Annotated in this window: 11 protein-coding genes; all 11 read left to right on the forward strand. The window is 64.3% G+C overall.

The features are described from left to right. The first annotated feature begins 11 nt into the window (after positions 1-11). The 11 genes from H7995_RS25500 to H7995_RS25550 all read left to right on the forward strand — a co-directional run bounded on the left by H7995_RS25500 (position 12) and on the right by H7995_RS25550 (position 13,335). Positions 12-1,202 carry a pyridoxal phosphate-dependent aminotransferase gene (locus H7995_RS25500; RefSeq protein ID WP_166592918.1) on the forward strand — a complete coding sequence of 397 codons (1,191 nt, stop codon included), beginning with the start codon at positions 12-14 and terminating at the stop codon, positions 1,200-1,202. Beyond that, complete coding sequence (locus H7995_RS25505; protein ID WP_185819091.1) at positions 1,195-2,607, forward strand: aldehyde dehydrogenase family protein; 1,413 nt, start codon at positions 1,195-1,197, stop codon at positions 2,605-2,607. Before H7995_RS25500 ends, H7995_RS25505 begins: the two co-directional genes overlap by 8 nt. 106 nt (positions 2,608-2,713) lie before the next feature. Beyond that, the gene (locus tag H7995_RS25510; RefSeq protein ID WP_182340324.1) at positions 2,714-4,315 is read left to right on the forward strand and encodes an ABC transporter substrate-binding protein; all 1,602 of its coding nucleotides are present in this window, start codon (positions 2,714-2,716) and stop codon (positions 4,313-4,315) included. Positions 4,316-4,416: 101 nt separating this feature from the next. Further along, entirely contained in the window at positions 4,417-5,376 is a 960-nt protein-coding gene (locus H7995_RS25515) for an ABC transporter permease (protein ID WP_185819092.1), read from the forward strand. 3 nt (positions 5,377-5,379) lie between these two features. Then, positions 5,380-6,207 carry an ABC transporter permease gene (locus tag H7995_RS25520; protein ID WP_166592922.1) on the forward strand — a complete coding sequence of 276 codons (828 nt, stop codon included), beginning with the start codon at positions 5,380-5,382 and terminating at the stop codon, positions 6,205-6,207. A gap of 2 nt (positions 6,208-6,209) precedes the next feature. Beyond that, the gene (locus H7995_RS25525) at positions 6,210-7,856 is read left to right on the forward strand and encodes an ABC transporter ATP-binding protein (RefSeq protein ID WP_185819093.1); all 1,647 of its coding nucleotides are present in this window, start codon (positions 6,210-6,212) and stop codon (positions 7,854-7,856) included. Positions 7,857-7,865: 9 nt separating this feature from the next. Next, entirely contained in the window at positions 7,866-8,579 is a 714-nt protein-coding gene (locus H7995_RS25530) for an NAD(P)H-dependent oxidoreductase (protein WP_166592924.1), read from the forward strand. A 121-nt stretch (positions 8,580-8,700) separates the two neighbouring features. Then, a complete protein-coding gene (locus tag H7995_RS25535) occupies positions 8,701-9,591 on the forward strand; it encodes a universal stress protein (RefSeq protein ID WP_185819094.1) in 891 nt (296 codons plus the stop codon). A gap of 253 nt (positions 9,592-9,844) precedes the next feature. Beyond that, entirely contained in the window at positions 9,845-10,948 is a 1,104-nt protein-coding gene (locus tag H7995_RS25540) for a polyamine ABC transporter substrate-binding protein (protein ID WP_166592926.1), read from the forward strand. A 66-nt stretch (positions 10,949-11,014) separates the two neighbouring features. Continuing rightward, a complete protein-coding gene (locus H7995_RS25545; RefSeq protein ID WP_166592927.1) occupies positions 11,015-12,433 on the forward strand; it encodes an aminotransferase in 1,419 nt (472 codons plus the stop codon). Between the two features lie 50 nt (positions 12,434-12,483). Continuing rightward, entirely contained in the window at positions 12,484-13,335 is an 852-nt protein-coding gene (locus tag H7995_RS25550; RefSeq protein WP_166592928.1) for a helix-turn-helix transcriptional regulator, read from the forward strand. Positions 13,336-13,521 lie beyond the last annotated feature (186 nt).

Consider the following 13,521-nt stretch of genomic DNA (forward strand, 5'->3'; position numbering starts at 1 on the left):
GAGGCAGCACCATGCGTTTTTCCGATCTGACCCAACGTATCGCCGGAGACGGCGCCGCCGCCTGGGATATTCACTACCGTGCTCTGGCCTTGCGCGAGCAGGGCCATGACATTCTGCTGCTGTCGGTGGGTGACCCGGATTTCGACACCCCGGCCCCCATCGTGCAGGCCGCCATCGACAGCCTGCTGGCGGGCAACACCCACTACGCCGATGTGCGCGGCAAACGCACCCTGCGTGACGCCATCGCTCGCCGGCAACAGGCGCGCAGCGGCCAGGCGGTCACCAGCGAACAGGTGATCGTCCTGGCCGGCGCCCAATGTGCGCTGTTCAGCGTGGCCCAGTGCGTGCTCAACCCGGGCGACGAAGTGCTGGTCGCCGAACCCATGTACGTCACCTATGAAGCGGTATTCGGTGCCTGCGGCGCCGTGGTGATCCCGGTGCCGGTGCGTTCCGAGAACGGCTTTCGGGTGATGCCCGAAGACGTCGCCGCGCGCATCACCCCGCGCACCCGGGCCCTGGCGCTCAACAGCCCGCACAACCCGTCGGGGGCCAGCCTGCCGAGAAGTACCTGGCAAGCCCTGGCCGAACTGTGCATCGGCCACGACCTGTGGCTGATCTCCGACGAGGTCTACAGCGAGCTGCTGTTTGACGGCGAACACCTGAGCCCGGCCAGTTTGCCGGGCATGGCAGAGCGCACCGCGACCCTCAACAGCCTGTCGAAATCCCACGCCATGACCGGCTGGCGGATCGGCTGGGTGGTGGCACCACCGGCACTCGCTTCGCACCTGGAAAACCTTGCGCTGTGCATGCTCTACGGCCTGCCGGATTTCGTCCAGGACGCCGCCGTGGTCGCCCTCGACAACCATTTGCCGGAACTGGCGGTGATGCGCGAGGCCTATCGCCAGCGTCGCGACCTGGTCTGCGCCGTGTTGGCCGATTGCCCCGGGGTGCGGGCCTTGAAACCCGATGGCGGGATGTTCGTGATGCTCGACATCCGCGCCACCGGGCTCAGCGCCCAGGCGTTTGCCGACCGCCTGCTGGAGCGCCACGGTGTCTCGGTCCTGGCCGGCGAAGCCTTTGGCCCCAGTGCGGCCGGGCATATCCGCCTGGGCCTGGTGGTCGACACCGAACAACTGCGCGAGGCCTGCCAGCGTATCGCCCGTTGTGCCCATGAATTGATGGAGGCCCAGGCCCATGCTTGATCACCGTTCGCTGTACATCGATGGCCGCTGGCTGGCCCCGTCGGGGCAGGGCATGGCCGAGGTGATCAACCCGGCCACCGAAGAAATCGCCGGCCGCGTGCCGCTGGGCGATGAACAGGACGTCGAGCGCGCAGTGGCGGCGGCGCGGCGGGCGTTTGGGCCCTGGTCACGCACCGCTTCCAGTGTGCGCGCCGGCTACATCCGCGCACTGGCCGAACAACTGCGGCTGCGGGCGGACGAGATGGCGGCCGTGATCACCCGCGAGTTGGGGATGCCGGTGCAATGGTGCCGCTCGGTGCAAGTGGAAGGGCCGATCATTGGCCTGGAGCAATACGCGGAGCTGGCGGGCCTGATGGACCAGGTCCGCGAGGTCGGCAATTCCCTGGTTATCCGTGAAGCGGTGGGCGTCTGCGCCTTTATCAATCCGTGGAATTACCCGCTGCATCAACTGCTGGGCAAACTGGCACCGGCCCTGGCCGCCGGGTGCACCGTGGTGGTCAAGCCGAGTCAGGAAACCCCGCTGCACGCGTTCCTGCTGGCGCAGATGATCGAGGCCATCGGCCTGCCGGACGGGGTGTTCAACCTGATCAGCGGGCCGGGTTCGAAAGTCGGTGAAGCTTTGGCCAAGCACCCGGATGTCGACATGGTGTCGTTCACCGGCTCCACCGGCGCCGGGGTGCGCGTGGCCCAGGCTGCGGCACCGTCGGTCAAGCGGGTGTGCCTGGAGCTGGGGGGCAAGTCTCCGCTGCTGATCGCCGAGGACGCCGACCTGGCCGCCGCCGTGCAGTACGGCGTACAGGACGTGATGATCAATTCCGGACAAACCTGCACCGCCCTGACGCGCATGCTCTTGCCCGCCAGTCGGTACGCCGAGGCGGTGGAAATGGCGCGCGAGCAGACCCTTGGCCTGGTCATGGGTGATCCACTCGATCCACAGAGCTTTCTCGGGCCGATGTGCTCGGCGGCGCAACGGCGCACCGTGCAGGACTACATCCGCGTCGGCCAGCAAGAAGGGGCGCGACGGGTGTGTGGCGGTGACCAGGCGGCGTTCGAGCGTGGCTTCTACGTCACGCCGACCCTGTTCGCCGATGTCGACAACCGCATGCGCATCGCCCAGGAAGAGATCTTCGGCCCGGTGCTGTGCCTGATCCCCTACACCGATGAAGCGCACGCGTTGCAGATCGCCAACGACTCGCCTTTCGGCCTGTCCAGCGCCGTCTGGGCCGGCAGCGCCGAGCGGGCATTGCACCTGGGCCGGCAAGTGCGCGCAGGCCAGTGTTTTATCAATGGCGCGGCGTTCAACTATCAGGCGCCGTTCGGCGGCTACAAACAATCCGGCAATGGCCGGGAGTGGGGGGAAGAGGGGCTCAATGAATTCGTCGAAGTGAAGGCGATCCAGGTGTGACGGTCGACGCCACACAGAGTGTTTGCACCGGGCCATGGCCCGGTGCCTTGCGTGGAGTTGGACCGGTAATCGATTAACAACGCAGCTTTTGATCAGAGGCCATGCAATGAGCGATAACAACAACAAGATTACTCAAGCGAACCATGCGCACAGCTTCCCGCGCCGGGACTTCCTCAAATACAGCGCGGCTGCGGCCACGGTGGCCGGTGCCTTCTCCATGGGCTTGCCGTTTGGCGCATTTGCCCAGGACCCGACCCCCAAGCCCGGTGGCGTGCTGCGCCTGGGCCTGGCCGGTGGTAGCACCACCGACTCGCGTGATCCTGGCTCCTGGAGCGACACCTTCACCTTCGTCGGCTTCTCGGCGGTGTACAACACCTTGAGCGAAATCGCCGTCGACGGCACCGCCATTCCGGAACTGGCGCAGAGCTGGGAGTCGAGCCCCGACGCGCGGGTCTGGACCTTCAAGCTGCGCCAGGGCGTGACCTTCCACAATGGCAAGAGCCTGAGCAGCGAAGATGTGGTGGCCTCGATCCAGCACCACCTGGGCGAGAAGTCCACGTCGGCGGCCAAGACCGTGCTCGGCGATGTCGCCAACGTCAGCGCCCAGGGACCGGACAGCGTGGTGTTCGAGTTGCACTCGGGCAACGCCGACTTCGCCTATGTGGTTGCCGACTACCACCTGGTGATCATGCCCAGCAAGGACGGCGTGCCGGACTGGCAATCCGCGGTCGGCACCGGCGGCTATCGGCTCAAGGACTTCGAGCCGGGCGTGCGCATGACCCTGGAGCGCAGCCCCGACTACTGGAAACCCGGCCGGGCGCACTTCGCCAGTGCCGAACTGATCGCCATCGCCGATGGCGCCGCGCGGGTCAACGCCCTAGTGACCGGCCAGGTGGACGTGATCAACAAGGTCGACCTCAAGACCGTGGCCCTGCTCAAGCGCAACCCCAACCTGGTGATCGAGGAAACCAAGGGCGCCCAGCACTACACCTTCCCCATGCTCACCGACAGCCCGGTGTTCCAGAACAACGACGTGCGCCTGGCCATGAAACACGCGATCAACCGCGAAACCCTGCTGGCCTCGGTGCTCTACGGCTACGGCCTGGTGGGCAACGACCACCCGATCCAGCCCGGCAGCCGGTTCATCAACAGCGCGCTGGAGCAACGCAGCTACGACCCGGACAAGGCGCGTTTCCACCTGAAACAGGCCGGCATGGATTCGCTCAAGGTACGCCTGCAAGCGTCCGACGCCGCCTACACCGGGGCCGTGGACGCTTCGGTGCTGTTCAAGGAGCAGGCCCGGGCCGCCGGGATCGACATCGACGTGGTGCGCGAGCCCGCGGACGGCTTTTTCTCCAACGTGTGGATGAAGCAACCCTTCACCACCTCGTTCTGGTACAGCAGCCTGACCGCCGACCGCATGTTCAGCATCGGTTACGCCAAGGGCGCGGCCTGGAACGAAACCCACTGGGACAACCCACGCTTCAACCAATTGCTCAATGCCGCCCGGGGCGAGATGAACGAACCGCTGCGCCGCGAGATGTACAACGAAATGCAGGCGCTGTGCCGCGACGACGGCGGGGCGATCGTGCCGTTGTTCGCCAGCTCCGTGGCGGCCCGTTCCAAGCGTGTCAACCATGGCGGCCAGACCGCGCCGTATGGCGAGCTGGACGGGCTGCGGGTGATCGAGCGCTGGTGGCAGGCCTGATGCAACCGTTGAAACACTGAACATCCCTGTAGGAGCGGGCGCCCGCTCCTACAGTGGAATTTGCAATCTTCACCAGCGTGCCCAATTCAAGGAACCGCACGATGCGAAGTATTTTCAGGTTGTTAGGGCAGCGCCTGGCACTCGGCCTGCTGTCATTGTTTGCCGTCTCGGTGATTATTTTCCTCGCCGTGGGCATGCTCCCGGGTGACATCGCCCAGGCCATGCTCGGCCAGTCGGCGACCCCGGAAACCGTCGCCGCATTTCGTGCCCAACTGGGCCTGGACATGCCGCCGCTGAGCCGTTTCGGCCACTGGATCTGGCAGTTGCTGCAGGGCGACCTGGGGGTGTCGTTGGCCAACCAGCGACCGATCGCCGACCTGGTCGGCAGCCGCCTGGGCAACACCTTCAGCCTGGCGCTGCTGGCGGCGCTGGTCTCGGTACCGCTGGCCTTGCTCCTGGGCATGCTCGCGGCGTTGTATCGCAACAGTTGGTTCGACCGCTTGCTCAACACCTCGGCCTTGAGCGCGGTGTCGTTCCCTGAGTTCTTCGTGGCGTACCTGCTGATCCTGGTGTTCGCGGTGAAACTCAACTGGTTCCCGAGCATCTCCAACCTGGCCCCGGACGCCTCGCTGGGCACCATCCTCGAGCGCTCGGTGCTGCCGGTGGCGACCCTGAGCCTGGTGGTGATCGCGCAGATGATGCGCATGACCCGCGCCTCGCTGATCAACCTGCTGGCCAGCCCCTACATCGAAATGGCCCGGCTCAAGGGCATCAGCCCGGCGCGGATCATCTTTCGCCACGCCTTGCCCAACGCCCTGGCGCCGATCGTCAACGTGGTGGCGCTGAACCTGGCCTACTTGGTGGTGGGGGTAGTCGTGGTCGAGGTGGTGTTTGTCTACCCCGGTCTTGGCCAACTGCTGGTGGACTCGGTGGCCAAGCGCGACATCCCGGTGGTGCAGGCCTGCAGCCTGATCTTCGCGGCCACCTACATCCTGCTCAATACCAGCGCCGACGTGCTGTCGATTGCCAGTAACCCACGCCTGATGCATCCGAAGGGGTAGACCATGAGCCTGCTTAAACAATTGCTCCGGGCGCCGCTGAGCGCCCAGTTCGGCCTGCTGGTGATTGTGCTGTACATCCTGGTGGCGCTGTTCGCTCCCCTGTTGGCGCCGTTCGGCGAAACCCAGGTGGTGGGCGAGGGCTTCGCGCCCTGGGGCGGGGAGTTCCTGCTGGGCACCGATAACCTGGGCCGCGATATGTTCAGCCGCCTGGTCTACGGCGCCCGTAACACCCTGGGGATCGCCTTCCTGACTACGCTACTGGCGTTCCTGCTCGGTGGCTTGAGCGGGCTGGTGGCGGCGATCAAGGGCGGCTGGGTCGACCAGGGCTTGTCGCGGGTGGTGGACATCCTGATGGCCATTCCGCAACTGATCTTCGCCTTGCTGATCCTCAGCGTGGTCGGCACCACGGCCACCTCGCTGGTGCTGGTGATCGCGCTGCTGGACGCAACCCGGGTGTTCCGCCTGTCCCGGGCGGTGGCGATGAACGTGGTGGTCCAGGACTTCGTCGAGGCCGCGCGGCTGCGGGGTGAAGGCCTGTGGTGGCTGGTGACCCGCGAGGTGCTGCCCAATGCCGCGGCGCCGCTGATTGCCGAATTCGGCCTGAGGTTCTGCTTTGTGTTTCTGTTCATCAGCGCGTTGTCGTTCCTGGGCCTGGGTATTCAACCGCCCACGGCTGACTGGGGCAGCATGGTGCGCGACAACGCGGTGCTGATCACCTTCGGTGACATCAGCCCATTGCTGCCCGCCCTGGCCGTGGCGTTGATCACGGTGAGCGTCAACTTCGTCGTCGACTGGATGCTGCACAAATCCAGCGGTCTCAAGGAATGCTGAAGATGAATACCGCCAAACCGCTGCTGGAAATCCGCAACCTGCACATCGAAGGTCACTACGAGGACGCCTGGCATCCGTTGATCAAGGGCATCGACCTGACCCTGCAACGGGGTGAAGTACTGGGCCTGATCGGCGAGTCGGGGGCCGGCAAGTCGACGCTCGGCCTGGCCGCCATGGGCTACACCCGCGATGGCTGCCGGATCACCGGCGGATCGCTGCAGTTCGATGGCATCGATCTGCTGGCCGCCAAGCCCGAGACCCTGCGCAAGCTGCGGGGGCTGCGCATCGCGTATGTCGCGCAGAGTGCGGCGGCGTCATTCAACCCGGCCCATCGCTTGATTGACCAGCACGTGGAAACCGCCGTGCAGAACGCCGGCATCAGCCGCGCGCAAGCCATGGCCGAAGCCGTCGAACTGTATCGGGTGCTGCGCCTGCCCAACCCCGAGCAGATCGGCCAGCGTTATCCGCACCAGGTCTCCGGAGGCCAGTTGCAGCGGGTCATGACCGCCATGGCCATGGCTTGCCACCCGGACCTGATCATCTTTGATGAACCGACCACGGCCCTGGACGTCACCACCCAGATCGAGGTGCTGGCGGCGATTCGCGATGCCGTGACGAGGTACGGCAGCGCCGCGATCTACATCAGCCATGACCTGGCAGTGGTGGCGCAGATGGCCGACCGGATCATGGTGCTGCGCCACGGCAAGCTGGTGGAAGAGGCCCAGACCCGGCAGATGCTCGACGCCCCGCAGCAGGACTACACCAAGTCGCTGTGGGCGGTGCGCAGTTTCCGCACCGAACCCAAGCCCTTGCCACAGCAGGAGCAGCCCTTGCTGGAGTTGCGCAACAGCTGCGCCAGCTATGGCCAGCAGCCGGTGCTGCACGATGTGTCCCTGAGCCTGTACCGCGGCCAGACCCTGGCGGTGATCGGGGAGTCCGGCAGCGGCAAAAGCTCCACCGCGCGCTTGATCACCGGCCTGCTGCCGCCGACGGCGGGCCAGGTGCTGTACGACGGCCAGCAGCTGCCGGCGGATTTTCGCCAGCGCAGCAAGGAACAACTGCGCCGGATCCAGATGATCTACCAGATCCCCGACACGGCGCTCAACCCGCGCCAGCGCATCGTCGATATCATCGGTCGGCCGCTGACCTTCTACCTGGGCCTCAAGGGCAAGGCACTGCGGGCCCGGGTTGCCGAGTTGCTGGAGATGATCGAGCTCGACCCGGCAACCTTCATGGAGCGTCAGCCCCGGGAATTGTCCGGCGGGCAGAAGCAACGAATCTGCATCGCCCGGGCGCTGGCGGCCGACCCTCAACTGATCATTTGCGACGAAGCCACCTCGGCCCTCGACCAACTGGTGGCCGAAGGCGTACTGAAACTGCTCAACCGCATTCAACAGCAACTGGGCGTCGCCTACCTGTTCATCACCCACGACGTGGCCACGGTGCGGGCAATTGCCGACGAAGTGCTGGTGATGCAAAGGGGCAGGGTGGTGGACCACGGCTCCCGTGATGCCATCTTCACCCCGCCGCACCAGGACTACACCGGGCTGCTGTTTTCATCCGAACCGCAAATGGACCCCGACTGGCTCGACCGGTTGCTGGCCACGCGCGCCGCACACCCTTCAACGCCGACGCTTGCAGACGTCTAAGGAAGCCTCATGAAAGTACTGATCGTCCACGCTCACCCTGAACCAAACTCCTTCACCGCGGCCCTGCGTGACCAGGCCGTGACCACCCTCAAGGCCCAGGGCCACGAGGTGCAGGTCAGCGACCTGTACGCGATGAACTGGAACCCGGTGGCCAGCAGCCAGGACTTCTCCTCGCGGGAAAACCCCGACTACCTGGTCTACGCCCTGGAACAACGCCTGGGGGTCAAGAGCCAATCCCTGGCCGCGGACATCCAGGGCGAGTTGGACAAACTGCTGTGGGCCGACCTGCTGATCCTCAACTTCCCGATCTTCTGGTTCTCCGCCCCAGCCATGCTCAAGGGCTGGATCGACCGGGTGCTGGTGTCCGGCGTCTGCTACGGCGGCAAACGCTTCTACGACCAGGGTGGCTTGAGTGGCAAGAAGGCCCTGGTCAGCGTGACCCTGGGCGGGCGTGAGCACATGTTTGGCGAGGACGCGATCCACGGTCCCCTGCAGGACATGCTGCGGCCGATCCTGCGCGGTACCCTGGCCTACGTCGGTTTTGATGTCCTGGAACCCTTCGTCGCCTGGCATGTGCCCTACATCAGCGATGAAGCGCGCCAGGCATTTTTGGTGGAGTACGACCAGCGCCTGCAGCACCTGGCCGATGAACAGCCCCTGGTGTTCCCGCGCCTGGCGCAGTTTGACGAGCAGTTGTATCCGCGGACTCCAACCACGGCCTGAGCCGCGATCCACAGGCGCTGGCTGGCCAGCGCCGCCGGCCTTGATCGGGATCAATACGCTAAACCGCCACGGGTGCAGTCTTGGGTCAATACTGAACATAACTTCATCCGAGAACCCGACCATGAGCCAGTACCAACGCCTGCTGCTGATCATCAACCCGGCCCTGCGCGAGTCGCCCGCCATCCAGCAGGCCGGAGCGCTGGCCGGAGCCAGTGGCGCGAGCCTGCACATCGTCGCGCTGATCAAGTCCCTGGGCATCCTGACCCTGCTGGAGGGCGATGACTGGGCCAGCGCGCGGGTCAGCTATCTGCAGGAACAGGACGACTGGCTCCAGGGACAGGCGCAACAGTTGCGGGCCAGCGGGGTCGAGGTCACGGCCCATACCACTTGGTCCGAAGACCTCAAACGCGACATCCTGGAGCACGTCAGCGAACTGCAACCGGACCTGCTGATCAAGCAAGTGCAGCAGGAGCCATTGCTCAAGCGCACCTTCTTCACCCCAATGGATTGGCACCTGCTGCGCTATTGCCCGGTGCCGACCTACCTGGTGGGCGACCAGACGCAGGCTTTGCCGCGCAAGATCGTGGCCGCCATCGACAGCGCCAACGACCAACCACAGAACCAGCAGCTCAACGCGCGGATCATCAAGCAGGCCGAACGCCTGGCGTTGCAATGTGATGCCGAACTGCACCTGATCAGTGCCTGTGACATCGCCGCGGACTTTCTCGGCGACCTGGGCGGCGCCGGGCTGGCGCTGGGGGAATTGACCCGGGAGTTGCGCCAGGACCTGGAAAACGCCTTTCTCGACACCGCCGAGCGGTTTGGCGTAGCGCCGGAGCACCGGCACTTCATCAGCGGCGACCCGGTCCGGGTGCTGGCCGAATTTGCCCATGAGCACCAGGTGGATGTGCTGGTCCTGGGCCGCAACCAGTCGCGGGGCCTGGAAAAACTCATCGGCAGCACCACCGAGCACCTGCTGTACCAGGCGTCCTGCAGCGTGCTGGCGGTCTGACGGAAAGTGCGTTGTAGCCGCTGCCGAAGGCTGCGTTGGGTTGCGTAGCGACCCCCGGCGGATGTAGTGCCACGTTGAATGAACGTCCTGCGGCCGTTAACGCTGCCTCGCGGGCTCGGCAGCCGCTACGGTTCTGCGTTTGGTGGTGCGGCCGTTCACCCCCTTTCGGGGTATGGTGCCTTCGCGCAAATCCTCCAATAGTAGGCACGCCCGCTCATCCAGAGCCGAGCCTGCTCATAAGGTGGAATGTGCAATGCGCAAGGCACTACGCGTGTTTTCCAGTCTGTTGCTTGCTCCCATGTCCTGGGCGGTGCATGCCGCCGAGGTGAACGACGCCCATACGCTGCGGTTGTACAACTGGGCGGACTACATCGGTGAAAAGACCCTGGCCGATTTTGAGCAGGCCACGGGGATCAAGGTCATCTACGACACCTTCGATGCCTACGAGACGGTGCAGGCCAAGTTGCTCACCGGCCATTCCGGGTATGACCTGGTGGTGCTCAATGCCTCCCTGGTGCCGCCGCTGATCAAGGCCAAGGTGTTCCAGCCCCTGGATAAGCAGCTACTGCCGGGCTGGAGCAACCTGGACCCCAAGGTGCTGCAAGACTTGCAGGGCTACGACAGCGGCGTGGTCTATTCGGCGCCTTACACCTGGGGCAGCAACGGCGTGACCTACAACGTCGACATGATCAAGGCCCGCATGCCCGATGCGCCCATCGGTTCGCTGGCGATGATCTTCGATCCAAAGATCGTCTCGCGTTTCGCCGACTGCGGCGTGACCCTGATCGACGCCCCCACCGAAGTCATCCCCCTGGCCTTGACCTACCTGGGCCGCGATCCCCACAGCGCCGCGCCGGCCGACCTCAAGGCCGCCCAGGACCTGCTGCTGTCGGTACGCCCCTACATCAAGAAATTCGACTCGGTGAACTACCTCACCAGCCTGCCCAATGGCGATGTCTGCATGGCCATGACCTGGTCCGGCGATTACGCCACCGCCCAGGCCCGAGCGGAGGAGGCCAAGCTGAAGATCAACCTGGCGTACTTCGTGCCCAAGGAAGGCTCGCTGATCTGGTTCGACAATATGTACATCCCCGGCGACGCGCCCCATGTGGCCAACGCCCACACGTTCCTCCAGTACCTGTTGCAACCCCAGGTGATGGCCGACGTCAGCAACTACATCCATTACGCCAACAGCAACCAGGCCGCCACCGCGTTGCTGCAGCCCGAGGTGCGTGACAACCAGGCGATCTACCCCGACGCCGCCACCCGTGAACGGCTGTTCGCGCAGAAGACCCAGGACGCCAAGGACATGCGGGCCATCACCCGGGTCTGGAGCACGGTAAAGACCGGGCTCTGAGTCAGCGCCGGCTCGCTCCCACCTTGATATCCCAGCGGATTGATCATTACCTTCGAGACCTTTGCCATGACCACGCCCAACCCCGAGTTCTTCAACACGTTCGATAACGCCCAACTGGTCAAGGCCGACAAGGCCCACCACATGCACGGTTACCACGTGTTCGATGAACACCGGCAAAACGGTGCACTTAACATCGTCGCCGGCGACGGCGCCTATATCTACGACAGCCAAGGCCAGCGCTTTCTCGATGCGGTGGGCGGCATGTGGTGCACCAACATCGGCCTGGGGCGCGAGGAGATGGCCCTGGCGATTGCCGATCAGGTACGGCAACTGGCCTACGCCAATCCGTTCTCCGACATGGCCAACGCGGTGGCGATCCAGCTCTGCGAAAAGCTTGCCAGCCTGGCCCCCGGCGATCTCGACCACGTGTTCCTCACCACCGGCGGCTCGACCGCGGTCGACACCGCCTATCGACTGATCCAGTACTACCAGAACTGCCGTGGCAAGCCGCAGAAAAAACACATCATTGCCCGCTACAACGCCTATCACGGCTCGACCTGCCTGACGATGTCGATCGGCAACAAGGCCGCCGACCGGGTGCCGGAGTTCGACTACGCCCATGAGCTGATTCATCACGTCTCCAACCCCAACCCCTACCGCGCGCCCGATGGCATGGACGAAGCGCAGTTCCTCGAATTCCTGGTCCAGGAGTTCGAAGACAAGATCCACAGCATCGGTGCCGACCGGGTCGCGGCGTTTTTTGCCGAGCCGATCATGGGGTCCGGCGGGGTGATCATTCCCCCTGAAGGTTATCTGCAGCGCATGTGGCAGGTGTGCCAGGCCCACGACATCCTGTTTGTCGCCGATGAAGTGGTGACCTCGTTCGGCCGCCTGGGCAAGTGGTTCGCCTCCAGCGAGCTGTTCGGCGTGCAGCCGGACATCATTACCACCGCCAAGGGCCTGACGTCGGCCTACCTGCCGCTGGGGGCGTGCATTTTCTCGACGCGGATCTGGGACGTGATCGCCGAGCCCGGCCAGGGTCGCTGCTTCACTCACGGGTTCACCTACAGCGGCCACCCGGTGTGCTGCACCGCGGCGCTGAAGAACATCGAGATCATCGAGCGCGAGAACCTGCTGGCCCACGTGCAGGACGTGGGCAGCTACCTGGAACAACGCCTGGACACCCTGCGGGGCTTGCCACTGGTGGGTGATGTGCGCTGCGAGAAGCTCATGGCGTGTGTCGAATTCGTCGCCGACAAGGCCAGCAAGGCGCTGTTTGCCGACGAGGTCAACATCGGCGAACGGATTCACCTGCGGGCCCAGGCCAGGGGATTGCTGGTGCGGCCGATCATGCACCTCAATGTGATGTCGCCGCCGCTGATCATCACCCACGCCCAGGTCGACGAAATCGTCGAGACCCTGCGCGAGTGCATCCTGGAGGTCGCCGCCGAACTCCAGGCCCTGGACCTGTACACCGGGCGATGAGCAGCAGCCTGCCTATGCGCAGTCCTGGCTCCCCGGCTAGACTGCGCGGCATGAGTAAAGCCCAGGACCACACACTGATCGCCATGCCCTGGCGTGCCCTACATCAATGGCACGCCGGGCTTGCGCACGCCTTTACCCGGATCGACTCCGCGGATGCGCTGCGCTGCCTGGCGCAGGCCTTGGGGCACCTGGTGTCGGTGGAATCGGTAATGATCAGCCTGGAGCGCAAGGACCAGCCACCCCAATCCTTGTACCTGCAAGGCATCCCCGAGCAGTACCGGGAGTCGGTAATCGAACGCTATTTTGCCGGCGGCTATCTGCTCGACCCGTTTTGCCTGGCAGTGGAGCAGGGCCTGGCGGAAGGCTTCTACCACCTGGAAGAAATCGCCCCGGATGACTTTTTCGACAGCGACTACTACAAGACCTACTACCTCAAGGGCGGTTGTTCTGAAGACAGTTATTTCATTGTCGATGTCGGCAACCGGAGCAAGGTGTCCCTGAGCCTGTTCCAGGGCTTTGGCGGCCAGGCCTTGAGTGCCGGGCAACTGGACCTGCTACGCGCGGTCGAACCCATGGTGCGCCAGTTCATCCGCCAGTTCGCCCAGTGCAACCGACTGATCACGCAACAGGACACCGTGGCCGTGCCTGCGACGGTTGACCTCAAACCCAGTATCCAGCACGCCTTCGAGCATTTTGGTAGTGAGGTACTGACCGAGCGTGAACGTGAAGTGGCGCACATGGTGCTGCGCGGCCACTCGGTCAAGTCGACCGCCAACGAACTGCGAATCGCCGCGGAAACTGTGCGCATGCACCGCAAGAACCTGTACCTGAAGTTGGCGATCAACTCCCAGTCAGAGCTGTTTGCGCTGTTCATCGAGTGGCTGCGCCAGGATCGAGTCTGACAAGGCGCCAGCCCTGGGAACACGCGTAGCCACCACGACTATGACGTTGCACTCGTACGCGGACGGCTAACTTAATACGTTTCCCACAAGCATCAGGGAAACGACCTATTTACTACCAACATTCACATCTTCAGGGTGCTGCCTGTCAATCACATCCTCTTACTCATGGTCATCGGCCGATTGGTC

This window comes from Pseudomonas kielensis, assembly GCF_014236655.1.
Lineage (GTDB): Bacteria > Pseudomonadota > Gammaproteobacteria > Pseudomonadales > Pseudomonadaceae > Aquipseudomonas > Aquipseudomonas kielensis.